Source organism: Haloarchaeobius sp. FL176 (genome assembly GCF_024609245.1).
Classification (GTDB): Archaea; Halobacteriota; Halobacteria; order Halobacteriales; family Natrialbaceae; genus Haloarchaeobius.
Genome location: NZ_JANJYH010000005.1, coordinates 231,775 through 258,519, shown reverse-complemented (window position 1 = coordinate 258,519; position 26,745 = coordinate 231,775). Strand labels below are relative to the sequence as shown.

Below are 26,745 nucleotides of genomic sequence, written 5' to 3'. Positions count from 1 at the left end.
GCGGGGGACGTTAGCGCTTCGGTTCGGTGTCAGTCCAGGTCGTACAGTTCGCCGTACTTCTCGGTGACGTAGTCGAGGAAGTAGTCGGCGGTGAAGCCCTCGCCGGTCGCCTCTTTCACGAGGTCGTCCGTGGTGTACAGACAGCCGTGCTGGTGGACGTTCTCGGTGAGCCACTCGTGGAGGCCGTCGAACTCGCCCTCGCTGGTGCGCTCGTCGAGGTCCCCGAGGTCGGCCTCGGCGGCCTCGTAGAGCTGGGCGGCGAGCACGGAGCCCAGGGAGTACGTCGGGAAGTAGCCGAAGCTGCCGTGGCTCCAGTGGATGTCCTGCAGGCAGCCCTCGGCGTCGGTGTCGGGCCGGATGCCCAGGTACTCCTCGTACTTGTCGTTCCAGACCTCGGGCACGTCTTCCACGTCGAGTTCGCCCGAGATGAGCTCGCGCTCGATCTCGAAGCGGACGACGATGTGCATGTGGTAGGTCAGCTCGTCCGCCTCGACGCGGATGAGGTTGTCCTCCTTGACGGTGTTCGCGGCCTCGTAGACGTCACGGGGCGTGGCGTCGTCGACCTGCGGGAAGCGCTCCTGCATCGCGGGGAGGAAGCGCTCCCAGAACGGCTCGGAGCGGCCGACGTGGTTCTCCCAGAGGCGGCTCTGGCTCTCGTGGACGGTCAGGTCGCGGGACTCGCCCAGCGGCGTGCCGTAGTGCTCGTCGGGCAGGCCGAGCGTGTACGTCGCGTGGCCGAACTCGTGGACGGTCGAGGTGAGCGCGCCGAGCGGGTCGGACTCGTCGAACCGGGTCGTCACGCGGGCGTCGAACTGGTTGCCCGTCGAGAACGGGTGCGGCGCGACATCGAGGCGGCCGCGGTCCCAGTCGTAGCCGAGCGTGTCGAGCACGTCGCGGGCCAGTTCCTCCTGGGTCTCCTCGTCGAACTCGCCCTCGAACGGGGTCGCGAGGTCGGCGTCGGAGGCGCGGATGTCCTCGACGAGCGGGACGAGCTCGTCGCGCAGTTCGGTGAGCGTCTCCTCGGCGGTGTCGAGCCCGAGGTACGGTTCGTAGTCCTCGAACAGCACCGCGTACGGGTCGCGGTCGGGGTCTATGTGTTCGGCGTACTCCCGCTTGAGCTCGACCAGCTCCTCGAGCTTCGGCGCGAAGATGGAGAAGTCGTCCTCCGCCTTCGCCTCCTTCCAGAGCGGGTGGGCCTCCGCGGCGGTCTGGGAGATCGTCTCGACGAGGTCTGTCGGGACGCGGGCGGCACGCTCGTGCTTCCGGCGCACCTCGCGCACGACGGCCTCCTGTTCGGCGTCGAGGTCCGACTCCGCCAGCTCGTCGAGGTAACCCGTCATCTCCTCGCCGGTGAGCAGTTCGTGGCTCACCGCCGAGAGCGCCGAGAGCTGCTTCGACCGGGCAGGTGTGCCCTCCTCGGGCATCATGACCTCCTGGTCCCAGTTCAAGAGCGACTGGGCGCTCCCGACGTTCGAGATGCGCTCGACGAGTGTGATGAACTCCTCGTACGTCTCGGAGTGCTGGGCGGCTTCCGTTGCCATGGGAGGGTGTTTCGATTCGGAACCTATGAACTTCCCCATTCCTCGTCGGTGGCTACATACCCCGACGCCACGATACGACCCACATGCTCGTTCCACTCTCCGTCGGGGACTGCATGACCCGCGAGGTCCTGACGACGACGCCCGAGACGAGGCTCCGGGCGGCCGCCCGCGAGCTGTCGGCCGCGGACGTCGGCTCGCTGGTGGTGCTGGCGGACGGCCAGCCGGTCGGAATCGTCACCGAGGCGGACCTGGTCGACGTGCTCGCCGACCGGCTGGACCCGGACGAGGTGACCGTGGGCGCGGTGATGGCCGCCGACCTCGTCACCGTCCACGCGGACGCGACGCTCGAACGTGCGGCGACGCTGTTCGACCGACACGGCGTCGAGCGGTTCCCGGTCGTCGACGACGGCGAACTGGTCGGTATCGTCGCGGTGAGCGACGTCGCGGACTACCTGCCGCATCTGACCGAGCGACGACGGCGGGTGGACGCGGCGTTCGAGGTCGACCCGCAGGCGCACCTGCCGTCGGACAGCCCCGAGATGGCCTACGACCATCCGGACTGGGAGTTCGACGGCGAGGGCACTGCGGACGGGCTGGACGTCGGCGACGTGGTGCGGTTCCGCAAGCGGCTGACCGACGCGGACGTACGGTCGTTCGCGGCGGCCAGCGGCGACACGAACCGGCTGCACCTCGACGACGAGTTCGCCGCGAAGACGCGGTTCGGCGAGCGCATCGTCCACGGCGTGCTCACGACGGGTGTCGTCTCGGCGGCGCTGGCGCGGCTGCCCGGACTCGTCATCTACCTCTCACAGGACCTCCGGTTCGTGGGTCCCATCGGCGTTGACGACGTGGCGACGGCTGTCTGCCGGGTGACGGAAGACCTCGAGGGTCCGAAGTACCGCCTCGACGTGGCGGTGTACGACGAGGACGGCGACGCCGCGGTCGAGGGCGAGTCGGTCGTGCTCGTCGACGAGCTGCCCGTCGGGACGGAGTCGTCCGCAGTGCCGGTCGAGGAGGCCGCCGGGGACGACGACTGACCGGACAGTCGGCCCGGCCGGCGTCCGAGACCTTTCCTTGCGGGCCTCCTGCCCACAGCGTTACCCCGCCCACGACGCCGCGAGCCGCCGGTAGCTCTCGTAACAGCGTTCGAGCACGCTGATGGAGACGCTCTCATCTGCGGTGTGGGCCTCGCCGGGTTCGGCGGGGCCGCAGACGACGCAGGCCGTCCCGGCCTCGGCGAGCCAGCCGGCGTCGGTCGCGTGGGGTTTCGTGACGCGCTCGCCGGCGCCGTCCTGTACGTCCCGGACCGCGTCGAGCACGGCGTCGGCGAAGGCGTCGTCCGAGCAGCGCATCGGCGGGAGGTCCTGGTCGACGGTCCACTCGACGCCGTCGATCGACTCGACCCGTCCGAGGTCGGCGCGCTCGCCCGGCACGGTGCGTTCGTCGACGGTCACCTCGCAGGACTCGGGGACGACGTTCCAGGCGGTCCCGCCCTCGATGCCGGTGACGGCGGCGCTGCCCGAAAGCTCCTCGCCGGCGACCGTGACGGACGGCCAGTCGAGCCCCCGAATCACGTCGACGGCGTCGCAGGCGCGGTACACCGCGTTCTCGCCCGCCCCCGGCTCGCTCGCGTGGGCAGCCTGCCCGCGGGCGGTCACGGTGCTCCCACGGCGACCCTTGTGCGCGACGGCCACGTCGAGGACGCCGGGCTTGGAGTAGCCCGTCGAGCCCTCGGCGACGAGCGCCCAGTCCGGTCTGAAGCCGTCGTCGATAGCGGCCCGCGCGCCGATGCCGCCGACCTCCTCGCCGACGAACGAGGCGAAGACGAGTTCGATGGCTCCGACAGCCGCATCGCGAAAGGCGAGCAGCATCGCCGCGTCGGCACCCTTCATGTCGGCGGTTCCGCGGCCGTACAGTCGCCCGCCGCGTTCTCTGACGACGTAGCTGCTGTCGGTGTCGACCTGCCCGTCGTCCGGCGGGACCACGTCGTGGTGGCCGACGAACGCGAGTGTCGGCGCGTCGGGCTCGTCGGTCGCGCCACGGCGCGCGATGACGTTCCCACCCCGGTCCGCGTCGCCGGCCTCGTCCCGGGTCACGTCGGCGTCGGTCTCCGCGCGGAGCCAGTCCTCGACGAAGTCGCCGGCCGCGGCCTCGCCGTCGTGGCTCGGAACCGAGACGAGGCCGCGGGTGAGATCGATGAGTTCGTCCATGGCCGACCCTGCGGTCGCCCGGCACAAGAGAATTGTCGCGGCGGCTGCCGTCGCCGACACCGACTGAATCGGCGACCCCCGAACTCGGAGAGCCCGCCGGCTCAGACCTGCTCGTACACCGGCACCTGCTCCTCGATGGGGTCGGTCGACAGCTTCTCGACGGCCTCGGCCACGTGTCTGGCGCTGGCGGCCTGCTCCTCGCTCGCGCTCGCGACGGACTGTGCCTCCGAGGCCACGGACTCGGCGGCGTTCGCCAGCGACTCGACGGTCTCCGAGATCTCGACGACGCTGCGGGCCTGCTGGTCGGCGGCGGCCGCTACCTCCTCCATCCCGTGGGCCGCGTCGTCGACGACGCCCTCGAGGTCGTCGAGAGTGTCGACCGCCGACGCGACCTCGGCCCGGCCCGCCCGGACGCTGTCGTTCGCGTCGTCGACCGTCTCGCGGGTCGACGCCGCCTCGTGCTGGAGGGCGTCGGCGGCCTCGGCGACCTCGTCGATGTCGTCGCGGGTCTGGCTCACGAACGTCTCCAGCTCCGACGCGATGGTCTCGGCCGGACCACCGGCGCCGCCTCGCTTCGCCTCGACCTTCGCGTTCGTCGCCAGCACGGCCGTCCGGTCGACCAGGTTCTCGACCCGGTCGACGACGTCCTCGATGTCCGCGGCACGGGCTTCGACGGTCTCGGCGGCGTCGAGCAGGTCCTCGGTCGTCGCCTCGACGGCTTCGAGGGCGTCGAGCGCGCGCTCGCCCGCCGCGACGCCCTCGCTCGCCTCCTCGGCTGCGCGCTCGCTCGTGTCCCGTACGTCGTCGGCGACCGATGCGACCTCCTGGGCGGCGGCGCTGACCTCCTCGACGTCGGCGGCGGCGTCGGCCGCACCCGCCGCCTGGCCCTCGGCGTGGTCGCGGATGGTCGCCGCGCTCTCGGCGACCGACGCCGAGGACCGCTTCAGCTGGACGACCGGCGGCTGGACCTCCTGTTCGACCTCCGTCGCGAGCTCGCGCTGGGCGTCGATGGCCCGTTCCAGCCGCTGGCTGTAGGAGTCGACGTACGTGTCGCTTGCGACCTGGAGGTCGAGGTTGAGGATGCGGAGGACGGCGAGCACGTCTTGCATCCCGTCGTGGATGGCGTCCCGAACGGTGGCCTCCAGCGACTCGTCCAGCCCGTCGGGCTCGTCGTCCCCGCCGAGCCCCCGGAGCGCGCCGACGACGCGTTCCAGCCCGCCGTCGTTCGCCTCGCGCTCGTCGACCCAGTCCTCGATGGCGCCGACCACCTGCGTCTGGACGCGCTCGTCGACCCGCGAGAGGATGAGGTCGTAGTAGAGGCCGTACTGCCCGACGTAGTGCTTCAGCGGCATGTCGAGGATCTCGTGCAGCTTCCCGATGCGTGCCCGGTTCGTGAAGTACTCCTCGTCGTAGTCGCCGGTCGCGAGCGAGACGAGGTACGCCTTCTGCGTCCGCTTGAGCTGTTCGACGCCCTTCGGCGAGCGCTCGATGACCGCACGGGTCTGCTCGTGCCCGGTCAGGTTGTCGTAGAACGCGTCGGCGATAACGTCCTGGTTCTCCCGGAGCAGCGGCTCGAGGTCGTCGAGCCGCCGTTCGTCCTCCGCGTCGAAGCCCACGAACTGCTTTCGCCAGGCTATCTCGTCGTCGTCCAGTCCGATTTCGCCCGTGAGCGACGCCGCCTCCACGAACCGGTTCAGTCCACCTAATCCGAACTCCTTCGAGGGGTCCATACCCGGGCGAAGACGTTCGGGGGAAGAATCTGGTGGGGTCGGTTCCCAGCACGCAGGAATCGGTGGCGTAGCTACGCCTCGCAGTCACCCGAAGCCAAGCAGCAGAAACGAACGGGCCGACACTACGCCAGCTGGATGTCGTCCACGTCGAAGTGCCGTTTCGCCAGCTCCCGCGCGGTGTCGATGTTCCGGCCGTCAGCGCCGATGGCGACGCCGGTGTCGGCCTCGTCGACCTCCGCGTAGGCGACGGTGTCCCCGTTCTCGCTGATGGTGACGTGGTACACCGCCGCCGGGGCGAGCGCGTTCGCGACGAAGTCCGCCGCGGTGTCGGCGTCCTCGACGAGCTTGACGTCCCGGCCGAGGCGCTCCTCGAACTCGGCGACGTGCTGGCCGCCCGGGCCGATGGCCGTCCCCATGTCGCCCGCGGCGACGAGGACGACGACCCGGTCGTCCTCGACCAGGCAGTCCCGACCGCTCGCCTCGGTGACCTCCTCGAACAGCCCGAGGATGCGCAGCGCCTCGTCCGTCAGCGTGACCGCCATCAGTCAGCTTGCGAGGACCGGTTGACCGACCCCATCTTGAGGTTCACGTCGCCGGTGCCGAGCTTGATGGGCTTGCCGACGATGACGTTCTCGGTGACGCCGTTGAGGTCGTCGACCTCGCCGTGGATGGCGGCGTCGAGCAGGTGGTTGACCGTGACCTCGAACGCCGCACGCGCGAGGACGGACTCCTTCGAGCCGGAGATACCGTGCCGGCCGATGGACTCGATCTCGCCGCGGTTGGTCATGATGTCCGCGACGAGCATCAGGTGGCGGACGTTCACGTCGTCCAGACCCTGCTCTTCGAGGGTTGTTTTCGTCTCCTCGATGATGATCTCGCGAGCCGCCTCGATACCGAGCTCGGAGTGGATCTCGTGGATGTTGTTGCAGGTGGTCCGCGAGGCGTCGACGCCCTCGATGGTGAGCACGTCGCCGAACGCAGAGCCCTCTGTGTAGAGGACGAACTCGTCGCCCTCCTCGGTCTCCTCCTTCCGGATGACGACGCGAGAGACCTCCTCGATGCCCTTGAACGTCACGTCACGCAGCTCCTCGACCAGCTGGAGCAGGTCGCGGTACGACGGCTCCTCCGGACCGAACTCGACGTTCGTGCCCTGCTGGACCGCGTTCACACCGAGGGAGTCCTCGATGATTCCGGCGACCTCGCCGGCGATCTCGTCGACGCTGTCGACGGTCGGCCAGCGCTCCTGAAGCGTGTCGGGGTTGAGGTCGATGTGGACACGCATGTCGGCGACGTTCGTCGAGATGTCACCGAGCGCGAGGATTTTCGTCGCCTCGATCTTCCAGACGACCTCGTGTGCCCTCTCGCGGTCGGTCGCGTACTCGTCGTCGAGGTGGACGGTCATCGTCGGCGTGTCCGGCGTCTTCCGGGCGTCCACCAGCTCGATGAGCCGGGGCAGGCCCTGGGTGACGTCGATCTCCGCGACGCCCGCGTAGTGGAACGTGTTCATCGTCAGCTGCGTACCCGGCTCCCCGATGGACTGGGCGCTGACGGTGCCGACGGGGTCGAGCGCGTCGACCCGCGTGTCGAGGTAACGGTGCTCGACGGCGCGGGCGATCTCGTCCGCCTGCTCGACGTTCGCGTCGCGCTCCTCGACGGTCCGGTACACCTCTTCCTTGAGGTCCTCGGACAGTTCGGTGTCCTCGACGACTGCCTCGATGTCCGCCGAGACGTCGAACTCAGTCATCGTTCACCCCCGAACGAAGCCCGGCTGTGAGCCTGATTGAACGGAGTTCAATCATCGGACTCCACCTCCGAGAGGATGTCGGGGTTCCGACGCGCGTCCCCGTGCTCGGAGAGGTTCGTCGGCCGAGCCTTGTCGCCCAGGAACTCCGCCTTCGAGTCGTCGCTCTCGAACTCCGCCTCGAGGACGCGGTCGGCGATCTGGTCCACGTCGATGCCGTGGTCGTCGTCGTAGGCGACCTTCGTCGGCGACGTGCCGTCCTCGCCGAACTCGAACTGGACGATGGTGTCGCTGGTGTCCCTGACCGTGCCGTCGTACTGCGTCTCCAGCTCGGAGAGCGCGTTGATGAGCCGGCGCTGCAGGTAGCCGGACTTCGAGGTCCGGACTGCCGTGTCGACCAGGCCCTCGCGGCCACCCATCGCGTGGAAGAAGAACTCCCGCGGGGTGAGGCCGCCGGTGTAGGAGTGCTCGACGAAGCCGTGTGCCTCCGCGGAGAGGTCGTCGGGCTTGTAGTGGCTCAGGGTACGGTCCTCGTAGCCGCGGTTGATGCGGGTGCCACGGACCGCCTGCTGGCCGACACAGCCGGCCATCTGGGTCAGGTTGAGCATCGAGCCACGCGCACCGGAGTTGGCCATGACGACTGCCGGGTTGTCGTCCTCGAAGTGCTCCTCGGCGATGTCACCGGCGTTGTCACGCGCCTTGCCGAGGGTCTGCATGATCTTCATCTCCAGCGTCTCGTCGACGGTCCGACCGGGCAGGGACTCGAGCTCGCCCGCCTCGTACGTCTCGATGAGCTCCTGCACGCGGTCGTAGGCGTCCCCGATGGTCTCGTCGATGCGGTCCTGGGCCGCCCCCGGGATGGTCTCGTCGTCGATCCCGATGGAGAACCCGAAGTGCATGATCGAACGCATCGCGAGCGTCGCGACCTCGTTGATGAAGATGCGGGCGCGCGTCTCGCCGTACACCTTCGCGAGCGTGTCGACGACCTCGCCGCCGAACGCGCCGACGCCGTCCTCGTCGATAGTGCCCTCGAGGAGCTGGCCGTCCTCGATGACGACCGTGTCCCCGGTGTTCGACTTGAACTCCAGGTTCAGGTCTTCGGGCAGCAGCTCGGAGAACAGCTGGCGACCGGTCCAGTACGGGCGGTCGTCGTCGTCGATGCCTGCCTCCTCGGGCAGCTCGTCGATGCGAGTCGCCCGGAGCAGGTCGAGTGCCTGCGTCTCGTTGAAGTGAGGGTTGTCGTGGGTCAGCAGGTACGTCCCACTGATGTGGTCCTGGATGGCCCCGATGATGTTCTCGCCCATGCGGGGGCTCAGGATCTGCTCCTGCACGCGCATGAGGACGCGCGCCTCGGCGCGGGCCTCCTCGTTCTGCAGGGCGTGCATGTTCATCTCGTCACCGTCGAAGTCGGCGTTGTACGGCGGGCAGACGACGGTGTTCAGGCGGAACGTCTTGTACGGCATCACCACGACCTCGTGGGCCATGATGGACATCCGGTGCAGCGAGGGCTGCCGGTTGAACACGACGATGTCGCCGTCGATGAGGTGTCGGTTGACCTCCCAGCCGGCCTCGACCTTCTCCGAGAGCTCCTCGCAGTTCTTCTCGGTCACCTTCAGCCGGCGACCGTCCGGGCGTCGGACGTAGTTCGCGCCGGGGTGGGCCTCGGGCCCGTTGCTGACGTAGCGCCGGGCGTCCTCCAGGTTCCGCTCGGTGACGTTCATCGTCTGGGTCATCTCCGTCGCGACGCGGTCCGGCACGCCGACCTCGTTCAGCGAGAGCGTCGGGTCCGGGCTGATGACGGTCCGGGCGGAGAAGTTCACGCGCTTGCCGGACAACGAGCCACGGAAGCGGCCCTCCTTGCCCTTCAGGCGCTGGGACAGCGTCTTCAGCGGGCGGCCGGAGCGGTGTCGCGCCGGCGGCGTGCCCGATATCTCGTTGTCCATGAACGTCGTGACGTGGTACTGGAGCAGCTCCCAGAGGTCCTCGATGATGAGCTGAGGGGCACCGGCCTCGCGGTTCTCCATGAACCGCTGGTTGATACGGATGATGTCGACCAGCTTGTGGGTCAGGTCGTCCTCCGAGCGCTGGCCGTTGTCCAGCGTGATGGAGGGACGCGCCGTCACCGGCGGGACCGGCAGCACGGTCAGGATCATCCACTCCGGTCGGGACTTGTCGGCGGAGATGCCGAGCACCTCGATGTCCTCGTCCGGGATGTCCTCGAACCAGTCGCGGATGTCCGAGGGCATCAGCTTGTTCATGTCCTCCTCGGTGAGGTCGATGTCGAGCGCCTTCTCGAGTGCCTTCCGGTCGGACTCGCGCGGGCGGAACTCGCCGGAGAGAATCTGGTTGACCCGGGAGAGTTCGATGCCCGTCTCGTTGGCGAGCGCCTCGCGCCCCATCGGCTCGTCGTCGTCGTCGTCCGGCTGCATCGCGGCCGCGATGCGCTGGGAGTACTCCGAGGTCAACACCTGCTGGACCTCGTAGTACGTCGTCGGCTTTTCGTGCTGGATGTCGAACTGGGTCTCGCCACAGAACGGACAGCGGTCCTTCTTCCGGGCCTGCCGGATGGCTGCCTTCGTCACGTCGTTGAGGTCGCGACCCAGCTTGCGCGTCTGGTCCAGCTGGCCGCGGAACTCGTCGCGCTCGTCCTCGGTGAGACAGAGCCGGGCGCACTCGCGGCAGGTGCCACGGAGCAGCCGGCGGATGAGCTTCGTGAAGCCGACGTGGATGACGGGTGCGGCCAGCTCGATGTGGCCGAAGTGCCCGTTACACGAGCCCGAGTGCTTCCCGCAGGTCTTGCACTCCAGCCCGGGGTCGATGACGCCCAGTCGCGGGTCCATCAGCCCCATGTCGATGGGGAAGCCGTCGTCGTCGTACGTGTCCGCCGTGATGATCTTCGTGGCGGACATGTCGCGGTACTCCTCCGGGTCCATCAGCCCGAAGTCGATCTCGCCGATCTCCTTTGGTGTCTGTGAGCTTGCCATGTTAGACTGCGTCCTCCAGTTCGAGTCGCGGCGCGATGCCGAGTGCCTTCATCTCGTCGAGCAGGAGCTTGAAGGCGTAGCTCATCTCTATCTCGTGAATGTCGGTCTCCTCGCCACAGTTCGGGCAGTACACCCGACGCTGGTCGACGTTCTCGACCGCGCTCATCCCACACTGGCCGCAGACGTGGATGAACTCGCGGTCGGACTCGTCGAGCAGGCGCTCCTTGAGCGCCATCGCCGCACCGTGCCCGATGAGCACGTCGCGCTCCATCTCTCCGACACGGAGGCCGCCCTCGCGGGCACGCCCCTCGGTCGGCTGCCGGGTAAGCACCTGCACCGGCCCGCGTGAGCGGGCGTGCAGCTTGTTCGAGACCATGTGGTACAGCTTCTGGTAGAAGATGACCCCGACGAAGATCTCGGCGTCGATCTTCTCCCCGGTGACGCCGGAGTAGAGGCTCTCCTTGCCCGAGGACTTGAAGCCGGCCTCCTCGAGCCCGCCACGGAGCTCGTCCTCGTTCTCGCCGGTGAAGGGTGTCCCGTCCACACGGCGACCCTCCAGCGCACCGATCTTGCCGCCCAGCATCTCCAGCACGTGGCCGACCGTCATCCGCGACGGCAGCGCGTGCGGGTTGACGATGAGGTCCGGAACGACACCTTCCTGCGTGAAGGGCATGTCCTCCTGGGGTGCGATGTGGCCGACGACACCCTTCTGGCCGTGCCGTGACGCGAACTTGTCACCCATCTCCGGGATGCGCTCGTCGCGGACGGAGACCTTCGAGAGCTTCGAGCCGTCCTCGCCCTCCATCAGCGTGACCGTGTCGACGACCCCGGACTCGCCGGAGCGCATCGTCACGCTCGTCTCACGTCGCTTCTGTGGGGAGAGGCCGCCCATGTCGTCGGGCTCCTCCAGGAACCGCGGGGGCGAGGTCTTCCCGAGCAGTACGTCGTTCTCGCCGACGCGCGTCTCCGGGTTGACCAGGCCGTCCTCGTCGAGGTGCGTGTACGCGTCCTCGCCACGTGCGCCGCGCACGTCCTGGCTCGGAATCTCGAAGCGGTCCTCCTGCCCGCCGGGGTAGCGCCGTTCCTCGCCCTCGTACGTCCGGAAGAAGTGCGAGCGGGCGAGTGCGCGGTCGACCGACCCCTGGTTGAGCACGAGCGCGTCCTCGATGTTGAAGCCCTCGTAGCTCATGACGGCGACGACGAAGTTCTGTGCCGCGGGGCGCTCGTCGTAGCCGATCTGCTCCGTGGTCTGGGTCTTGACCATCGAGAGCTGCGGGTAGTGCAGCAGGTGCTGGCGCGTGTCCGGCCGGATGCGGTAGTTCGCGCTCGGCAGCCCGAGCGACTGCTTGATCATCCCTGCACCCATCGTAATACGCGGCGACGCGTTGTGCTCCGGGTACGGAATCATGCCCGCACCGATACCGAAGATGAGCTGCGGGTCGACCTCGAGGTGCGTGTGGTCCTCGGTGAGGTCCTCCCGGTCGACGGCGACGTAGATGTCCTCCTCCTCCTCGGCGTCGATGAACTCGACGTGGCCGTGCTCGACGAGGTCGTCGAACGCCAGCTCGTCGTTGCGGACCGCCTCGATCTCCTCCTGCGAGATGCGGGGCTCGCCGTTCTCGACGACCAGCAGCGGGCGGCGTGCCCGGCCGGCGTCGGCGTTGACGATGACCTCGCGGGTGCGGTCCTTCACGGAGACGTTCACCATCTCGCTCACCTCGCCCAGCCGACGCGCCTCGCGGATCTGCTCCGCGAGTTCGTGCGGCTCGGGGTGTGTCCCGACCAGACTACCGTTGACGTATACCTTCGCTTCGCGCTGTTGACTTGCCATGTGTTAGTCGTCCGCGGGTGTTTCCTGGCCCTGTCCTTCGAGCCCGGGGATACCCTTGACCCCCATCGACGCCAGTTCTCGTTTCAGTCCCTGTTCGTCCTCGATGTTCTGTGACAGCTCCATCGCCTGGGCGAAGTTCTTCACCAGCCCACAGTTCGGCCCCTCGGGCGTCTCGGAGGGACAGATGCGGCCCCACTGGGTCGCGTGCAGGTCACGCGCCTCGAAGTGAGGCTGCGAGCGGGAGAGCGGCGAGCGCAGCCGACGCAGGTGGCTGAGCACGCCCATGAAGTCGGTCCGGTCGACCAGCTGGCTCACGCCGGAGCGGCCACCGACCCAGTTCCCCGTCGCGATGGGGTGTTCCAGGCGCTCGGTGAGCACGTCCGAACGGACGACCGTACTGACCGAGAGCTGCCGGTTGCGCATGTTAGCGCGTTCGAGCTGGTACTTCACGTCGCGTGCCAGCTTGTTCAGCGCCGTCCGGAACAGGTCCTTCATGAGGTCGCCCGAGACCTTCAGGCGCTTGTTGGCGTAGTGGTCCTTGTCGTCGGACTCACGCCGTCCGAGCGCGAGTTCGAAACAGGCCTCAGCCATCCGGCAGAGGTAGTACGCCTTGTTGATGCGAACGTCCTCCTCCTCGACGCCCTCCTCGTGGAGGTGTGGCAGGAGGTACCGGTCGATGACGTAGTTCGCGCGCTTGAGCTGGTAGTTCTTGCCCTGGCCGGAGGCGACGCGCTTGCCCAGCGTCTCGATGGCCTCCTCCTGGCTCTGGACCTCGGCGGCCTCCAGGTTCTCCAGCATGTACTTGACGACCTCGGGGTCGTCGCTGACCCGGTGGACGATCTCCTCGTCCGACTCCAGGCCGAGTGCGCGCACGAGCGTGACGAAGTTGATGCTCCCCGAGACGGAGGGGAACGACACCTCGAGCAGCCCTTCGCGGTTACGCTCGGTCAGCACGAGGGCGCGGTACCCCCGTCGCTGGCTGAACGTCTTCGCGACCTGGATCTCGTCGCCGTACTTCGTGTCGTACTCGGCGAGGATCTTGTTCGGCGCGAGGTCCTCGCTCGTCATCAGCACGCGCTCGGAGCCGTTGACGATGAAGTAGCCACCGGGGTCGGCGGGGTCCTCGCCGATCTCGATGAGCTCCTCGTCCGAGAAGCCCGCGATGTTGCACTTGTCGGAGCCGACCATGATCGGCATCCGGCCGATCTTGGTCTCGGTGGAGTCGACGACGCGCTCCTCGCCCTCCTCGCCCTTCACGATGGACATCTCCATGAAGACGGGCGCGGAGTACGTGATGTTCCGGAGGCGTGCCTCCTGCGGGTAGAGGAGTTCCTCCGACCCGTCGGCCTCACGCACACGCGGGGTCACGACACGAACGTCGCCGAGTTCGACGTGGACAGGCTCCTCGCCCTCCTTGTCGCCGATGTCCGTGTCGATGGTCTCCTTCTCGTCCACGACGCGCTGCATCCCCCGGTTGAGGAACGCGTTGAACGAGCGGAAGTGGTGTTCTGCGAGTCTGTCCTTCGAGAAGTACTCACGCGAAATCGCGCGTCGGTTTGCTCTGTCCATTCTGTCAGTCCACCACGAGTCGATACACGACCGCTGTGTCTGTCGTTCGCGATTCTCGGATGATCTTCACCACGTTACCCATCTCCGCCTCGTCGGGGAGCGCCGGGTCGGTGCGCTTGATCTTCGGAAGGTCCGTCCTGTCGATGTCATACTCGTCGAGCACGTCGTTGATCTCGTCCTCGTCGAGGACGACGTGCTCCGGCACGAGTTCGTGTTGGCTTACGTCTACCATGGTTGTGTCTGACCGGAGAGAGAAGCTGCTGTCACGAGATACTACAGGGCACTACCGGCGGGAGGCATTTAACGTTTGCCAAGTACGTACGGGAGCTTTCGCTACTGGTGCCCGCCTCGGCGGCGGGTGCGAACCCGCGGTCGGGACGACGTGAACGATCTCAGTTTCGTCCTGACGATTGCGCTACGACCCTAAAGCGTTTGTGCCGCGGTGGACACACGCACACGCCTTCCGATTGGAAAGCCTTAAGCGTACAACCCGGGTACGTAGAGGTGAAGCCCGGGTGGTGTAGTGGCCCATCATACAACCCTGTCACGGTTGTGACGCGGGTTCAAATCCCGCCTCGGGCGCTTCTTCGATTTCTCGTTCGCGAGCGTCGGTGCTCCAAAACTCGTAGCGATCTCCCGTTCCCGCTTCGGAGGACTCTTTCGAACTAAATAGATTCGAACTCCAGTTAGAAGAAATAATGGTGCGTTCTCCGTAACAGAATGTATGCCGAATTCGAAGGACGTCGGTGACGAAACGGAGGTCGCGATACTACACAAGTTGATCGAGTACGGGTACAGCGTGTCTCTGCCCTTCGGTGATAACGATAAGTACGACCTCGTCCTCGATAGCGGGGCCGAGTTGTATCGAGTTCAGTGCAAGACTGCCTGGCAGAACAAACCCGATACGATTCGGTTCAACACACATAGCCAGACCACAAGAGGCGGAGAATACCACGAGAGTACATACGAGGACGCGGTGGATGCGTTCATCGTTCGATATCCAGAGACTGGGACTCTCTACTGGGTGGACGTTGCGGACGCAACGTCACAGAAAATGGAGCTCCGGTTTGACGCGGACATCGACCATCCTTCGATTAACTGGGCAAGCGAGTACGAGTTCACGCCCGGATGTCTCGAGGCATGATCAAGTCCCCTCCGGGTTCTGGAGTGACTTTGGAAAGTCTTAAACGTATAACCCGGATACGGTAGTGTGAAGCCCGGGTGGTGTAGTGGCCCATCATACAACCCTGTCACGGTTGTGACGCGGGTTCAAATCCCGCCTCGGGCGCTTCTACGAGGAGCTTCGTGACGAGCAGAGCGACCGTAGCGGGTTTTGAATCAGGGAGGACGGCACGTCCGACCGAGGTTCGAATCCCGCCTCTGGCGTTTTCTCGGCAGACGACGATGCAGCACCGAGGGCGCGAACAAGTCAGGGTATCACTGCTCGTCGGCGCTCCCCTGCGACCAGATTCGCCAGTTACTGTCGTGTGTCCGGAGCTCGTAGACGATGGAGTGCGACTCGGACTGTTCGCTGTCGGGCCCGGAGATGGTGAGGTCGACGCGGACTTCGGCCACGTCGTCGTCCGACGTGAGCACCTCGGTATCGTCGATGTTGATGTCGACCTCTGCGTTCTGTGAGGCGCCTTCCTCGGTTACCTCCTGGCCAGGTGTTTCGGGATGGAGGAGTTCGTTCGCGCGTTCGCGGTCGCCGTCGTTCAGTGCCTCGATGAAGGCCACGGCGGTCGCTTCGGGGTCGTCACCGGCGTCGTTCCCGCCGCCGAGGAGGCCGCTACAGCCGGCGAGTGCGGTCAGTGAGAGTGTGCTCGCGGTCAGGTAGGCGCGTCTTCGCATGTGGCACTGGTCGAAGGGGCACGGCAAAAGTGTATGTATTCTATCCAGTTCTCGAGTCACCGATACCGAGCGCCAGTGTCTGTCGGGTGCGTTGGCTCTAATCCTTTAGTACTCCTGTGGCGTAATGGGTCCCATGGCAAGGGACGGGCTCGGCGAACTCGTGGCCGGGACGCCGACCGTCGAGGAGGTGTCGGTGCTGTTCGTGGACAACGATGCCGATTTCGCGTCGGTCTCGAAGACGATGCTGGAGCGGGCGGACGACAGCATCACGGTGACGGTCGTCCCGGACGGGTCGGCAGCAATCGAGGTGGTCGAGGACCCGGGACGACAGGTCGACTGCATCGTCAGCGACTACGACATGCCCGAGATGGACGGGCTGGAGCTGCTGCAGGCGGTTCGCGAGCGGGACGACCGGCTGCCGTTCGTGCTGTTCACCGGGAAGGGGAGCGAGGAGATCGCCAGCGACGCCATCGCGGCGGGCGTGACCCAGTACCTGCAGAAGAAGCCGGGTCGCGAGCGGTACGCGCTGCTGGGGAACCAGATACGGAACGCGGTGGCGCAGTACCGGACCCAGAGCGCCCTGCAGGACCGGGTTCGCCAGCAGGAGGCGGTAGCGACCATCGGCCAGCAGGCGCTGAACGAGCCACAGCTGGACGTGCTGTTCGAGACGACGGTCCGTCGGGTCGCGCGGGCGCTCGACGTGAGCCACGTCCGCATCCTCTCGCTCCCGGAGTCGGACGCGGGCCTCAGGACGCAGGCGGCCGTCGGATGGCGGCCGGACGCGCCGCCGTCGGGCCAGGCACAGTACGCGGTCGACGACGGCAAGCCGGTCGTGGTTGTCGACGACCTCTCCTCGGAGGACCGGTTCGATACGAGCGACGCGGCCGAGGTGGAGGAGCTCCGGAGCGGTGCGTGTGCGACGGTCGGCCTGCGCGGCTCCGACTGGGGAGTGGTCGAGGCGCACGCCCGGACGCATCGACGGTTCACGCAGGACGACGTGACGTTCCTCCAGAACGTGGCGACGGTACTCGCGAGCGCCATCGAGCGCAACGTCATCGAGGGTGAGCGCCAGGAGAGCAGCGAGCGGTACCGAACGCTGGTCGAGGTCTCACCGAGCGCGGTCGTCGTACACAGGGACGGCGACCTCGTCTACACGAATCCGGCGTTCGTCTCGCTCGTCGGGGCCGCCGACGAGACGGAGCTTCTCGGCTCCGACCTGTCGTCGCTGCTGCATCCCGAGGACGAGGAGGTCGTCACGACAGCCATGGCACGGACCCTGGCGGGTGAGGCAGAGCCGACACGTCGGGAGCGACGGATCGTCGGTCACGACGGGTCGGTCGTCCACGTCGAGATGACCTCGCGGACCATCGAGTACGAGGGCGAACGGGCGGTGCTGACGGTGGCGACGGACGTGACCGAACGCAAGCGCTACGAGGAGACGCTGGACACGCTCCACGAGACCTCCCGGGACCTGATGCGTGCGGAGACGCGGGCGGATATCTGCGAGACGGCTGCGGAGACAGCGGCGGACCTGCTGGGGCTGAGCGCGCTCGTCGTCTACACGTTCGAGAGCGACACCGGCGAGCTCGAACCGGCGGCGACGACGCCGAGCACGAGCGACCTGCTGGGGTCACCGCCGACGGTCGAGCGCGGGGCTGGCCACGTCTGGGAGACGTTCAGCGAGGGGGAGTCGCGGTACTTCCCGGACGTGGCGGACGGGTCGGGGGGGCTGGACGACGTCGTCGAGAGCCAGCTGGTGATCCCACTCGGGACCCACGGTGCGCTGGTGGCGGTCTCGGACGCCGCCGAGGGGTTCGGGGAGTCGACAATCGAGCTGTTGCACATCCTCGCGGCGAACACCGAGGCGGCGATGGACCGTGCCGAGCGCGAGCAGCTGCTCCGCGACCACGACAGCCGGCTGACCCAGCAGAACGAGGAGCTGCGGAAGCTGAACCACACGAACAAGATCGTCCGGGACGTGAACCGGGCGGTCGCGCAGGCGTCGACCCGTCGGGAGATAGAGCAGGCGGTCTGTGACCGGCTGGCCGAGGCAGAGCCGTACGTCGCCGTCTGGGTCGCCGAGGCGGAGGGCCCGAACGGCGCGATGACGCCGCTCGCCTGGTCGAACACCGACGCGGACTACGTCGACCGGATAGACGACGACGTGGACGACCCGACGCCGGAGGGGACCCTCGTCCGGCAGGCCGTGGACACGCAGGAGGTGGTCGTCGTCGATGACGTGCTGACGGACGAGTGGAGCGAACGCCGGACGGAGGCGCTCACGTACGGCTTCCAGACGGTCGTCGCCGTGCCGCTGGTCGACAACGAGCGCGTCTACAGCGTCCTCGTGTTGCACGTCGCGACGCCCGAGACGGTGACCGAACAGGAGCTGGCGGTGCTCGGTGAGCTGGGTGAGACCATCGGACACGCCATCCACGCGGTCGAGCGGACGCGGGCGCTCGTCACGGATAGCGTCGTCGAGCTGGAGTTCGACGTGGCCGACGAACGGTTCACGTTCTCGCGGCTGTCGGCGGCCGTCGGTGGGACGATTCGGCTCGATGGCTCCGTCGCCCGGCCCGACGGCACCCACCTCTGTTTCGTCCGGACCGAGGGGATCGACCCGGAGCTCGTCGAGTCGACGCTCGCGGACTGGTCGTCGGTGCCGTCGGTGGCCTGCATCAACGAGGACGGCGATACGGCACTGTTCGAGATGCGGCTGACTGAGCCACGGCTGTTCGAGCTGCTTCGGGAGTACGACGGGACGGTCCAGTCGCTGTCAGCCACCGACGGCGTCGTCACGTTGCTCGTCGAGCTCCCACAGGGCGGTGACACCCGCGGCCTGTGGAACGACCTGAGCGAGTCCTACCCGACGACGGAGCTCGCGGCCCGGCGGGAGACGAGGCAGGCGAACCGCCAGCACCGCACCCATCGGTCCTGGGTCGAGGGCGAGCTGACGGAGCGCCAGTTCGAGGCGTTACAGAGCGCCTACTACGCCGGGTTCTACGACTGGCCCCGTGAGGTGACCGGGGAAGTGCTCGCCGAGGCGCTCGACGTGACGCCGCCGACCTACCACTACCACCTGCGTGCGGCCGAACGCAAGCTGGTGAGCGGGGTGTTCGAGTCTGGCTCTAACTGATTAGTGCCGCCCGGACGAGTGCACTAACCGATTAGAATAAACTGTTAATCCCATCCCACCCATACGATTAGTCGGCGAATCAGCAGCGAACCGCTGTCGCCACCCCCATACTCCCCCCAACCCCCCCTTCCTGAAGCACTATCCGACGAGAGCCCTCGCTGTCGCGTGGCTCGCGAGGCGGCTGTAGCCCAGCAAAAATGAGCACCGGAACCGGTGTCGGCGGTTGCGGCTGGAACGACCGTCGGGGCGGACGTTCAGCTCCGCTCGCCGATGGTGACCTGGTTGTACTTCTGACGGCTGCCGCCACTGGCACCGTACGGGTCGATGTCAACCCAGTCGTACACGAAGCGCTCGTCCGTGCGGTGGTAGCAGGGCAGGAGTATCATGTCCTCCCACATCGCCTCCTCCATCTGGACGTAGGCCTCACCGCGGGTCGCGGCGTCGTCCTCGCTTGGAGCCTGGTTGTTCTGGACGGTATCCCAGGCGCTGTTCATCTGGTCGACGGCGCCGTCTTCCACGTCGTCCCAGTCGATGTAGGCACCGCGGGCACCACCTTCGCGGTCGGTGTTCGTGAGCTCCGGAACGAGTTGGCCGAAGAAGTTGTCCGGGGCGGGCCAGTCCATCGACCAGCCCAGCGAGTAGGCGGCGAGGTTCCCGTTGCGGCCACGGTTGAGCAGCGTCGAGAACGGCGCCTCCTCGAGGTTCATGTTGACGTGCGCGTTGACGAGCTTGTCCCGGAGGATCGTACCGAGGCCCTGCCACGTCGGTGACGTGTAGGTCGTGAACGTGATCTCGTACTCGTTGTTGGGGCCGTAGCCGGCGTCCTCCATCACCTGCTGGGCCTCGTCGAGGAGCGACTCGCCGTAGCCGTAGGGGTAGTTCTGCTCGGCGTGTTCGTCGTACGCGCTGGTCCCGCCCGGGTAGATGCGCGGCGGGCTGAAGTGGTACGCGGGCTCGCCGCGGCCCTTGAACACCTGCTCGACGCCCTCGTGCTGGTTCATCGCGTACGCGATGGCCTCCCGGACGGGCTTGGGCACGTTCTTGGCGTTCAGGCCGATGTAGAACGTGTTGATGGTCGGGACGGCGGCGTACTCGGCCGTCTCGCCGTTCTGCATCGGGCCGTAGGTCCCGATCTGTCGGCCGAGCTCGTCCTCGCTGTCGATGGAGACCATGTTCGGGTCGTACTTCGAGGTCGGCATCGGCGGGAGGTCCGCGTTCTTGTTCTGGCCGTAGTTGTACAGCGCGTCGGTGTCGGTGATGATCTGCCAGTGGACGCCACCGATGAGCGGCCCATCACCGTGGTAATCGTCGAAGCGACTGACCTCGGCCATCGTGTTCGTCTCCCAGCTATCGAACGTGAACGGCCCGGCGCTGATCGGGTTGCTCTGTGCGAACTCGTCGTACCCCATCTCGCCGTCGTAGCCCGGTGTGTCGTCGACGAGCCCCTCGGGAACTACACCGAAGGCGGTGTACGCGAGCATCGGAAGCACCGAGTGGAACGGCGAGGAGAGCTGGATCTCGAGCGTCGTCTCGTCGACGGCGGTGACGCCGAGCGTGCCGGGTTCGTAGTTGCCCTCGCTGTCCGTCTCGTGTTCGATGCCAAGCGCCGACGTGGCGAAGTACGCGCGACGAGAGTTCGGGGAGGCGGTGAGCCGCTCGAACGAGTAGACGAAGTCCGAGGCGGTGACGGTGTCGCCGTTGTGGAACTGGACGTCCTCCTTGATGTTGAAGGTGTACGTGGTGAAGTCGTCGGACACCTCGTAATCCGTCGCCAGCAGCGTCTCGACCTCTATCTCACCGTTCGGGTAGTTCATCAGCGGCTCGAACACCTGTTGGATGACTCGCCCGTTCGGGACGTCAGTCGAGGCGACGGGGTCGAGCGTGCTCATCGTCGCGTTCGTGAGCTTGAGAGTCCGGTCGCTCTCGCCGAAGCCATCGTCGTCGCTCCCCTGGGTGTCGGTCCCCTGGGTGTCGGTTCCGGGGTCGTCGGTGTTCTCGTCGTCGGTGTTGTTGTCGCCCGTACAACCCGCGAGGGCCAGGGCTGTCGCCGCGCCGCCGGTCGCTTTGAGGAAGTTCCGGCGCTGGAGGGACTGGTCGTCTGACATACACCCACCGGTTCGGTCTTTCGTGTCAAAAAGCCGCTGTAAACACTAGTGGCACCTAGTCCTAGGAAAAACCTTATCAATGAAAATAAAACCGGCCAAGGAGTAAATATCAAAATCTGATTTCACTTTTCTCCAAAAAGACGAAGCAGTGGCTGTCGACAGGAGCTGGCTGGTCTGCAACGCAGTCGCGGGGGCTGAATCGGGGTGGGGATGACAGCAGGCGGCGTTCCTGTCGACAGTAAATCCATAGACTGGACGGGTATTAAGGCCGGTGAAGAGTCAAATTATCACTTGAGGCTTCGCTCCGGAACGACCGCGCTCGCGTTCGGGCTATCGCCGTCGTGTGGCGTGCGCCGCTCGCGGACCTGTACCGCGTGGCATCGCTCGGTGGCGTCGTCGACCACGCGAACCTCGCCCGGCTCGGTGGGCATCCGCTCCGTCAGCGCCGAATCGACGTACGAGGGGCGCGCTCGTGCCAGTGCCTCGCGGTCACGTCGGTCGGTGAGTCGATGTGCAATCAGGACATCAGCTTGCGAGGCTGCCACTGCCGGCAGCGCGCTCGGGCGCTGCGTCGCCGCGACGAGGCTCACCCCCGGCTGTCGGCCACGCGTCAGCAGGGTCCGCAGCGCGGGTGCCGCGACACCGTCGAAGAAGGCGTGCGCCTCGTCGAGCAGGAGCCACGGGAGCCGGTCGACGGTTCCCTGCACCCGTGCCCGGTAGAGCGCGGTCGCCGTCGCCCTGACGACCGCGTTCGCCGCCGCCGTCGGTCGCCCCGACACGTCGAGCACCGTCGCCGTGCCCGAGGCCAACGCCGTTGCGTCGAGCCCGTCCGGGTTGAACACGCCCCACGAGGCGGCGAGGTCGAGGTGGTTCCGGGCTGCTCGGCGGGCCGCCCGGTCGCAGTCCAGTGCTGCCAGCCGCTCCCGTATCTCGTCGATGGTCGTCCCCGCCGCAGCGGCACGCCAGAGCACGGCCCCGCCCGGGGACTCCGGGTCGAGTCCGACCAGTTCGCACCACGCCGTCGGCGGGAGCGCGTCGGGGTCGACACGCGGCTCCGTGACGACGGTTGCCGACCCGTCGGTCGCGAGCGTCCCGAACACGCCCATCGGGTCGACGACGACCGGCGCGACGCCCGCGGCTGCCGCCAGTCCCTCGGCCAGCACCCCGAGTGTGTACGACTTACCGTAGCCACGCTTCCCGACGACGAGTGCGGCGTGGGGGGACTCGCAGTCCAGCCCCACCGTCGCACCCGCGCTCCCGTCCGGTGCACGGTAGTGGCCGAACTCGACCGTCTCGCCGGCCCCGCTGTCGCGTCCGATGACGACCATGGGCAGTCTGGCCGCGGGATGGTACTTGAACGGTCGGACCGGCCCACCCCACCGTTCAAGTATCAGCACGAGGCCAACCACGGCGTGCGACTCACACCTCTCCGGCGCGACGACCGCGCCATCGAAGGACTGCCGATTCGCCTCGTCATCGCCCTCGTCGTCGGTGTCGCCAGCCTCTCGGTTATGATGAACATGATCTCGGGCATCGGCGGCCTCGCCGTCACCGAGGTCGACGCCCAGCCGACGCCGGACGTCGTCACGCCCGGCGAGCAGACCGTCAGCATCCGCGTCGTCGACAGCAACGGGAACCCAGTCGAAGGCGCGACTGTCGTGGTGAAGGGTTCGACCGCACGGCTCGACGGCATCGAGACGGCGAACACCGGGGAGAACGGCACTGCTGCGGTGACTGTCAGCCCCTCACTCGGCCCGAACCAGGCCGAGGGCACGCTGGAGATCGATATCAAACCACCAGCCGGCAGCGAGTACGCCGACCAGCGCGCGAACACGGTCATCCTGGTGGTCGAGGACTGATCAGGGAACCGCCATCGTCACCGGCTCCATCTCGAAGAAGACCGTCTCGTAGCCCTCGTGCCTGGCCACCTGCGGCGGCGTCAGCACCGTGAGCGTGACCCGGTCGCCGCTCGTCAGTTCGGGGACGGGCGTGCCGTAGTGGGCACCGAGCAGCGGGTCGACTGTGCGGGAGAGCGTCCCGTCGAAGGCGGTCTCGTCCGCACGCTCGACGCGCGCCTGCAGCCCCATCCCCGGGAGCACGAGGTCGTTGTGTGGCGTTCGTGCGAGCACCGCGAGGTAGGCATCGCCGTCGACGCCCAGGCGTTCCACGGCATCACCGGTGCAGACGACCGCGTCGAGGGCCGCGCCATCGGTCGTCCTCCGGCCGAGGTGCCTCGCAGGAAGGGCATCGGTAGCCGGGGCGACGGCCGGCGGGACGCCCGGCGCGTCGGCCGTCGTGAGGGGTCTGTCGTCGCCGGCGTCGTCGAGCCGGCGCCGGTCGATGCTGTCCCGCTCTTCGCGGTCGTACGCCAGCTCGAAGTCGACGCTCGCCGCCCCGTCGAAGCGCCCGGCAAACGCGCCGGTCCGGCGGATTGCGAGGCCACCCACGCGGACGCGGACCGTGTACTCGCCGTCGCCGGGGAGTGCGAGGTTGTCGCCGTAGTGGAAGCCGAGGCGCTGGGAGAGCATCGCGTAGACGGCCTTCTGGACGACGAGTTCGCCGTCGCGCAGCACCTCGACTGTCAGCCCGACGTCGGGGAGAACGACACCTGTCTCCGGGTCCCAGACGAGCGTCATCAGGTGGATGGCGTCCTCGGGGGCGACCGAGCGGGGGTACCGTTGCCGGCCGACGACCTCCCAGAACCGGCTCGGGTAGCTGTACAGGAGGCCGAACCGGTAGTCCCCGGCCTCGCGGGTTCCGACGACACGGACCTCGCTGGCGCTCGTCGGCCGGTAGACGCCGTCCGGTGGGTCCTCGAGCGCCGGCGGTAGCCACGAGTCGTCCGCTCCCAGGACCCCACAGCCGGCTCCCCAGACCGTTACCGTGCCGGCCGTTGCAGCCAGGAACGTCCTGCGGCGCATCGTCTCGGCTTCGACGGGAAGCGGCATAGCAGTTGTGACATGGCCTCACGTACCAAACTATTTGTACCGGTTGACCGTCGGACCGAGCATGCAGCGACGACGGGTCCTCGCGGGCATCGCGGCGGCGGCAGGCTCGCTGGCGGGCTGCCTCGGCGGTGGTGGTAGCTCGTCCGACGGGCCGGACGCCGACTACGACGACTGGTTCGACGGCGTGGACAACTACGACGGCGAGGTCGACCGGACGGGCGAGTCCGAGACGACCGTGCTGGTCGGCACCGACGATGGCCTCGCGTTCGAGCCGGCGGCCATCCGCATCTCGCCGGGGACGACCGTGGTCTGGGAGTGGACCGGCAACGGCGGTGGTCACAACGTCCAGGCCGAGGGTGGGGACTTCGAGAGCGATCTCGTCGACGACGAGGGCCACACGTTCGAACACGCGTTCACCGAGCCGGCGCTCGTCCGGTACTTCTGTGACCCGCACCGCGACCTCGGCATGCGCGGCGGCGTCCGTGTCGTCGAGGAGTAGGTCCCGACCGGTCGGCGAGGCTAGCCGTCGGACATGCTGGCCGGCGGACGGGGCGCGGCTTCAGCGTGGTGCCTGGTAACAATTATGTCGGTCTCGGCCGTCGTTGTACGGGAGGTCGATACAATGGGACACACATCAGGGGGAGACCGATGCCGCTGAGTCGCCGTCGGCTGCTGCGACTCGCCGGAGCGGCTGGTGTCACGGGGAGCGTCGCGGGAGCCGCGCTCGCCCAAGACGCTGGGGGCGGACAGTACCCGGCGAACCAACCACGACGGGACCCGCCACGGGAGTACGAGGAGTACACCGTCCACCGGGTCCCCGAGGCGTACGACAGCATCCAGGCCGCCGTCGAGGCCGCCGAGCCGCGCGACCTCGTCCTCGTCGGCCCGGGCGTCTACCGCGAAGCGGTCAGCGTGACCGACACTCCACAGCTGACGATCAGGGGCACCGACCGCAACGAGGTGATACTCGACGGCGAGTTCCGGCGCGAGGACGGCGTGCTCGCGACCGTCGACGATGTCGTCGTCGAGAACATGACCGCACGCAACTACCAGCGCAACGGCTTCTTCTGGTCGAGCGTGACCGGCTGGCGTGGCTCCTACCTCACCGCGCACAACAACAGGGTGTACGGCATCTACAACATCGACTCGACCCACGGGCGATACGACAACTGCTACGCATCGGGCCACACCGACTCCGGCTTCTACATCGGCCAGTGCAAGCCCTGCTACGCCCGCATCGAGGACGTCCGTTCGGAGCACAACGCCATCGGCTACTCCGGCACCAACGCGGGAGGGTACCTCACGGTCGCGAACTCGGTCTGGCGGCACAACAAGGCCGGCGTCGTGCCGAACACCCTCGATTCGGAAGCCGACCCGCCGCAGGATGCCGCCCGCATCGAGGGAAATCTCGTCGAGCACAACAGCAACGACGACGCGCCCGACGCCGCCTTCGGCTACGCGACCAGCGGCGTCGGCATCTCCGTCGCCGGCGGCATCAACAACGAGGTGTTCGACAACGAGGTCAGGGGCCACGCCAACTACGGCATCGCGGTGCTCCCGATGATCGACGACAACCTCTACCGGCCGCGGAACAACCTCGTCCGGGGGAACACCGTCTCGGAGTCGGGCCGGGTCGACCTCGCCCTCGGCGCGCCACAGGCCGGCGACAACCGCTTCGTCGACAACGACGCGGGCAGCAGCCGCCCGGGACATCTCACGGGCGGCCTGCGACTGCTCGGGGGTGACCCGGCCGTGACGGTGACCTTGCTCGAACAGTACCTCCAGCTGGAGAACGGCGACGCGCCGATGGGCGACTGGCAGAACGCGCCGGAGCCGCCGTTCGACGAGCTCGAGTCGATGCCGAACCCAGAACGGGCGCCCAGGGAGGCGGTGCGTCGCTGATGTCGACCGTCGACTCACTCAGAGAGCGTGCTCGCGCTCCCTTCGACCAGCGCCACGACGCAGCGACGACGGCGCTCGTCGCCGGCGAAGCGCTCGTCCTCGGCCTCGTCGCCGGCTGGGTCGTCACGGACTTCGGTGTTCGTCAGCTCGCGACCGTCGTCGTCGCGCTGGCGGCCGGTGTCCTGCTGTACGGGCGGGCCACACCGCGTGACATCCTTGCGGGTGGGCTGTACATGCTCGCTGCGCTGTTGGCCCTGTTCCCGGTCGCGTACGAGCTCCACACGTTCACGGTCACGGGGATGGCCGGCGTCGGCAGCCCGTGGACGCACGTCCTGACCGTCAGCGACCTGCTCGTGCTCGTGCTGTTCCTCGCGGTCGCGGCGGTGCCGGCGCTGCTGGCGTTTCTGGTACAGAACTGGACGGCGGTTCGGGGTCGGCTGGGTCCCTAATCCCAGTCGATCCACTCGTGCTCCCAGCCGTTCCCGACGGTGGCCTGGGCACGTTCGCGGTCCTCGCGGTCGGTCCGGTTCCGTTCGAGTGCGCCGGCCTGCTCGCCCTCGACGAGCAGCGGCGCGAACGCGACCGGGCCGTGCTCGCCGACGACCTCGCCGTCGGCGTCGACGGAGACGAGCGTCTGCCCGGCCGCGCCCTGGGGCATGACGAGTCGTCCGTCGTCCGCGAGCTGGTCGACGAGTGCACGCGGTGGCTCGACGGCGCCGGCCTCGACCAGCACCCGGTCGAACGGCGCGTACTCGGCGAGACCGTGGGTGCCGTCGCGGCAGTCGACGAGTACCTCCCCGTATCCGGCGTCCGCGAGGTTCGACCGCGCCTCGTAGACGACGTGGCGGGTGATGTCTACGGCGTGGACGTTGCACGCGCCGGCGAGTTCGGCGGCGACCGCGCTGGTGTAGCCGACGCCAGCGCCGACGACGAGCACCGCGTCGCCAGCGTCGACGTCGAGCGCCTCGAACAGCCGCGCGACCGCGGTCGGCGAGAGGATGCGGGTGCCGGCGTGCTCGTGTGACTGGTCGGTGTACGCGCGTTTCTCCTCGGGGACGAACTCGTGGCGGGGCACCTCCCGCAGCGCGAGGCCGACCGCGTCGCTGCCCACGACGCCCTTCGCGTCGTGTTCGAGGCTGTCGACCATGTCGTCCCGCAGCGCCGCCGGCTCCATGCCCGAAGCTCCGTGATGCTCAG

General features: G+C 67.6%; 21 protein-coding genes and 2 tRNA genes. 9 read left to right on the top strand and 14 right to left on the bottom strand.

The window, feature by feature from the left end:
* Window positions 1-29: 29 nt before the first annotated feature.
* Window positions 30-1,541 (bottom strand): carboxypeptidase M32, encoded by a 1,512-nt coding sequence (locus tag NO978_RS11905; RefSeq protein ID WP_257299807.1) that lies wholly within the window; start codon window positions 1,539-1,541, stop codon window positions 30-32.
* Window positions 1,542-1,624: 83 nt separating this feature from the next.
* Between NO978_RS11905 and NO978_RS11900 the strand changes: the two genes are divergently transcribed.
* Complete coding sequence (locus NO978_RS11900) at window positions 1,625-2,578, top strand: CBS domain-containing protein (RefSeq protein WP_257299806.1); 954 nt, start codon at window positions 1,625-1,627, stop codon at window positions 2,576-2,578.
* 60 nt (window positions 2,579-2,638) lie between these two features.
* Here the strand turns inward: NO978_RS11900 and NO978_RS11895 are convergent, their stop codons facing one another.
* From NO978_RS11895 to NO978_RS11860, 8 genes are all read right to left on the bottom strand, one after another.
* Window positions 2,639-3,751: a M20 family metallopeptidase gene (locus NO978_RS11895; protein WP_257299805.1), complete on the bottom strand. Its 1,113-nt coding sequence runs from the start codon at window positions 3,749-3,751 to the stop codon at window positions 2,639-2,641.
* 101 nt (window positions 3,752-3,852) lie between these two features.
* Complete coding sequence (locus NO978_RS11890; protein WP_257299804.1) at window positions 3,853-5,481, bottom strand: globin-coupled sensor protein; 1,629 nt, start codon at window positions 5,479-5,481, stop codon at window positions 3,853-3,855.
* Window positions 5,482-5,603: 122 nt separating this feature from the next.
* Window positions 5,604-6,023: a NusA-like transcription termination signal-binding factor gene (locus NO978_RS11885; RefSeq protein ID WP_257299803.1), complete on the bottom strand. Its 420-nt coding sequence runs from the start codon at window positions 6,021-6,023 to the stop codon at window positions 5,604-5,606.
* Window positions 6,023-7,225 carry a DNA-directed RNA polymerase subunit A'' gene (gene rpoA2, locus NO978_RS11880; protein WP_257299802.1) on the bottom strand — a complete coding sequence of 401 codons (1,203 nt, stop codon included), beginning with the start codon at window positions 7,223-7,225 and terminating at the stop codon, window positions 6,023-6,025. Before rpoA2 ends, NO978_RS11885 begins: the two co-directional genes overlap by 1 nt.
* Before the next feature lie 47 nt (window positions 7,226-7,272).
* A complete protein-coding gene (locus tag NO978_RS11875) occupies window positions 7,273-10,206 on the bottom strand; it encodes a DNA-directed RNA polymerase subunit A' (RefSeq protein WP_257299801.1) in 2,934 nt (977 codons plus the stop codon).
* Window position 10,207: 1 nt separating this feature from the next.
* Complete coding sequence (gene rpoB / locus NO978_RS11870; RefSeq protein ID WP_257299800.1) at window positions 10,208-12,037, bottom strand: DNA-directed RNA polymerase subunit B; 1,830 nt, start codon at window positions 12,035-12,037, stop codon at window positions 10,208-10,210.
* Window positions 12,038-12,040: 3 nt separating this feature from the next.
* Window positions 12,041-13,606 (bottom strand): DNA-directed RNA polymerase subunit B'', encoded by a 1,566-nt coding sequence (locus tag NO978_RS11865; protein ID WP_257299799.1) that lies wholly within the window; start codon window positions 13,604-13,606, stop codon window positions 12,041-12,043.
* Between the two features lie 4 nt (window positions 13,607-13,610).
* The gene (locus tag NO978_RS11860; protein ID WP_257299798.1) at window positions 13,611-13,838 is read right to left on the bottom strand and encodes a DNA-directed RNA polymerase subunit H; all 228 of its coding nucleotides are present in this window, start codon (window positions 13,836-13,838) and stop codon (window positions 13,611-13,613) included.
* A gap of 277 nt (window positions 13,839-14,115) precedes the next feature.
* Between NO978_RS11860 and NO978_RS11855 the strand changes: the two genes are divergently transcribed.
* The 3 genes from NO978_RS11855 (at window position 14,116) to NO978_RS11845 (ending at window position 14,894) form a co-directional block, all read left to right on the top strand.
* Window positions 14,116-14,188 (top strand) — tRNA-Asp (locus NO978_RS11855).
* Between the two features lie 142 nt (window positions 14,189-14,330).
* Window positions 14,331-14,750 carry a group I intron-associated PD-(D/E)XK endonuclease gene (locus tag NO978_RS11850; protein ID WP_257299797.1) on the top strand — a complete coding sequence of 140 codons (420 nt, stop codon included), beginning with the start codon at window positions 14,331-14,333 and terminating at the stop codon, window positions 14,748-14,750.
* A 71-nt stretch (window positions 14,751-14,821) separates the two neighbouring features.
* Window positions 14,822-14,894 (top strand) — tRNA-Asp (locus tag NO978_RS11845).
* Between the two features lie 149 nt (window positions 14,895-15,043).
* Here NO978_RS11845 and NO978_RS11840 read toward each other — a convergent pair.
* Window positions 15,044-15,457: a hypothetical protein gene (locus NO978_RS11840; protein WP_257299796.1), complete on the bottom strand. Its 414-nt coding sequence runs from the start codon at window positions 15,455-15,457 to the stop codon at window positions 15,044-15,046.
* A 133-nt stretch (window positions 15,458-15,590) separates the two neighbouring features.
* On the opposite strand from NO978_RS11840, the gene NO978_RS11835 reads away from it, so the two are divergent.
* Window positions 15,591-18,593 (top strand): bacterio-opsin activator domain-containing protein, encoded by a 3,003-nt coding sequence (locus NO978_RS11835; protein ID WP_257299795.1) that lies wholly within the window; start codon window positions 15,591-15,593, stop codon window positions 18,591-18,593.
* A 254-nt stretch (window positions 18,594-18,847) separates the two neighbouring features.
* Here NO978_RS11835 and NO978_RS11830 read toward each other — a convergent pair whose 3' ends face one another.
* Both NO978_RS11830 and NO978_RS11825 read right to left on the bottom strand, forming a co-directional pair.
* A complete protein-coding gene (locus NO978_RS11830) occupies window positions 18,848-20,698 on the bottom strand; it encodes an ABC transporter substrate-binding protein (protein WP_257299794.1) in 1,851 nt (616 codons plus the stop codon).
* A 287-nt stretch (window positions 20,699-20,985) separates the two neighbouring features.
* The gene (locus NO978_RS11825) at window positions 20,986-22,026 is read right to left on the bottom strand and encodes an ATP-binding protein (RefSeq protein WP_257299793.1); all 1,041 of its coding nucleotides are present in this window, start codon (window positions 22,024-22,026) and stop codon (window positions 20,986-20,988) included.
* A gap of 84 nt (window positions 22,027-22,110) precedes the next feature.
* Between NO978_RS11825 and NO978_RS11820 the strand changes: the two genes are divergently transcribed.
* On the top strand, window positions 22,111-22,557 hold the full coding sequence (locus NO978_RS11820) for an Ig-like domain-containing protein (protein WP_257299792.1): 447 nt from the start codon (window positions 22,111-22,113) through the stop codon (window positions 22,555-22,557).
* Here the strand turns inward: NO978_RS11820 and NO978_RS11815 are convergent, their stop codons facing one another.
* Window positions 22,558-23,646: an iron transporter gene (locus tag NO978_RS11815; protein WP_257299791.1), complete on the bottom strand. Its 1,089-nt coding sequence runs from the start codon at window positions 23,644-23,646 to the stop codon at window positions 22,558-22,560.
* Window positions 23,647-23,707: 61 nt separating this feature from the next.
* Between NO978_RS11815 and NO978_RS11810 the strand changes: the two genes are divergently transcribed.
* The 3 genes from NO978_RS11810 to NO978_RS11800 all read left to right on the top strand — a co-directional run bounded on the left by NO978_RS11810 (window position 23,708) and on the right by NO978_RS11800 (window position 25,997).
* The gene (locus NO978_RS11810) at window positions 23,708-24,145 is read left to right on the top strand and encodes a halocyanin domain-containing protein (RefSeq protein ID WP_257299790.1); all 438 of its coding nucleotides are present in this window, start codon (window positions 23,708-23,710) and stop codon (window positions 24,143-24,145) included.
* Between the two features lie 149 nt (window positions 24,146-24,294).
* Entirely contained in the window at window positions 24,295-25,548 is a 1,254-nt protein-coding gene (locus NO978_RS11805; RefSeq protein WP_257299789.1) for a right-handed parallel beta-helix repeat-containing protein, read from the top strand.
* A complete protein-coding gene (locus tag NO978_RS11800; RefSeq protein ID WP_257299788.1) occupies window positions 25,548-25,997 on the top strand; it encodes a hypothetical protein in 450 nt (149 codons plus the stop codon). Before NO978_RS11805 ends, NO978_RS11800 begins: the two co-directional genes overlap by 1 nt.
* Here NO978_RS11800 and NO978_RS11795 read toward each other — a convergent pair.
* Entirely contained in the window at window positions 25,994-26,722 is a 729-nt protein-coding gene (locus tag NO978_RS11795; protein WP_257299787.1) for a protein-L-isoaspartate O-methyltransferase, read from the bottom strand. The genes NO978_RS11800 and NO978_RS11795 overlap by 4 nt on opposite strands.
* Window positions 26,723-26,745 lie beyond the last annotated feature (23 nt).

Bases quoted from the DNA above. Each gene is read 5' to 3' on its own strand.
- NO978_RS11825 (WP_257299793.1), bottom strand. From the start codon at position 22,026: ATGGTCGTCATCGGACGCGACAGCGGGGCCGGCGAGACGGTCGAGTTC.
- NO978_RS11885 (WP_257299803.1), bottom strand. From the start codon at position 6,023: ATGGCGGTCACGCTGACGGACGAGGCGCTGCGCATCCTCGGGCTGTTC.
- NO978_RS11850 (WP_257299797.1), top strand. From the start codon at position 14,331: ATGCCGAATTCGAAGGACGTCGGTGACGAAACGGAGGTCGCGATACTA.
- NO978_RS11865 (WP_257299799.1), bottom strand. From the start codon at position 13,606: ATGGACAGAGCAAACCGACGCGCGATTTCGCGTGAGTACTTCTCGAAG.
- NO978_RS11800 (WP_257299788.1), top strand. From the start codon at position 25,548: ATGTCGACCGTCGACTCACTCAGAGAGCGTGCTCGCGCTCCCTTCGAC.
- NO978_RS11805 (WP_257299789.1), top strand. From the start codon at position 24,295: ATGCCGCTGAGTCGCCGTCGGCTGCTGCGACTCGCCGGAGCGGCTGGT.
- rpoA2 (WP_257299802.1), bottom strand. From the start codon at position 7,225: ATGACTGAGTTCGACGTCTCGGCGGACATCGAGGCAGTCGTCGAGGAC.
- rpoB (WP_257299800.1), bottom strand. From the start codon at position 12,037: ATGGCAAGTCAACAGCGCGAAGCGAAGGTATACGTCAACGGTAGTCTG.
- NO978_RS11875 (WP_257299801.1), bottom strand. From the start codon at position 10,206: ATGGCAAGCTCACAGACACCAAAGGAGATCGGCGAGATCGACTTCGGG.
- NO978_RS11795 (WP_257299787.1), bottom strand. From the start codon at position 26,722: ATGGAGCCGGCGGCGCTGCGGGACGACATGGTCGACAGCCTCGAACAC.
- NO978_RS11860 (WP_257299798.1), bottom strand. From the start codon at position 13,838: ATGGTAGACGTAAGCCAACACGAACTCGTGCCGGAGCACGTCGTCCTC.
- NO978_RS11810 (WP_257299790.1), top strand. From the start codon at position 23,708: ATGCAGCGACGACGGGTCCTCGCGGGCATCGCGGCGGCGGCAGGCTCG.
- NO978_RS11815 (WP_257299791.1), bottom strand. From the start codon at position 23,646: ATGCCGCTTCCCGTCGAAGCCGAGACGATGCGCCGCAGGACGTTCCTG.
- NO978_RS11900 (WP_257299806.1), top strand. From the start codon at position 1,625: ATGCTCGTTCCACTCTCCGTCGGGGACTGCATGACCCGCGAGGTCCTG.
- NO978_RS11830 (WP_257299794.1), bottom strand. From the start codon at position 20,698: ATGTCAGACGACCAGTCCCTCCAGCGCCGGAACTTCCTCAAAGCGACC.
- NO978_RS11835 (WP_257299795.1), top strand. From the start codon at position 15,591: ATGGCAAGGGACGGGCTCGGCGAACTCGTGGCCGGGACGCCGACCGTC.
- NO978_RS11890 (WP_257299804.1), bottom strand. From the start codon at position 5,481: ATGGACCCCTCGAAGGAGTTCGGATTAGGTGGACTGAACCGGTTCGTG.
- NO978_RS11905 (WP_257299807.1), bottom strand. From the start codon at position 1,541: ATGGCAACGGAAGCCGCCCAGCACTCCGAGACGTACGAGGAGTTCATC.
- NO978_RS11895 (WP_257299805.1), bottom strand. From the start codon at position 3,751: ATGGACGAACTCATCGATCTCACCCGCGGCCTCGTCTCGGTTCCGAGC.
- NO978_RS11840 (WP_257299796.1), bottom strand. From the start codon at position 15,457: ATGCGAAGACGCGCCTACCTGACCGCGAGCACACTCTCACTGACCGCA.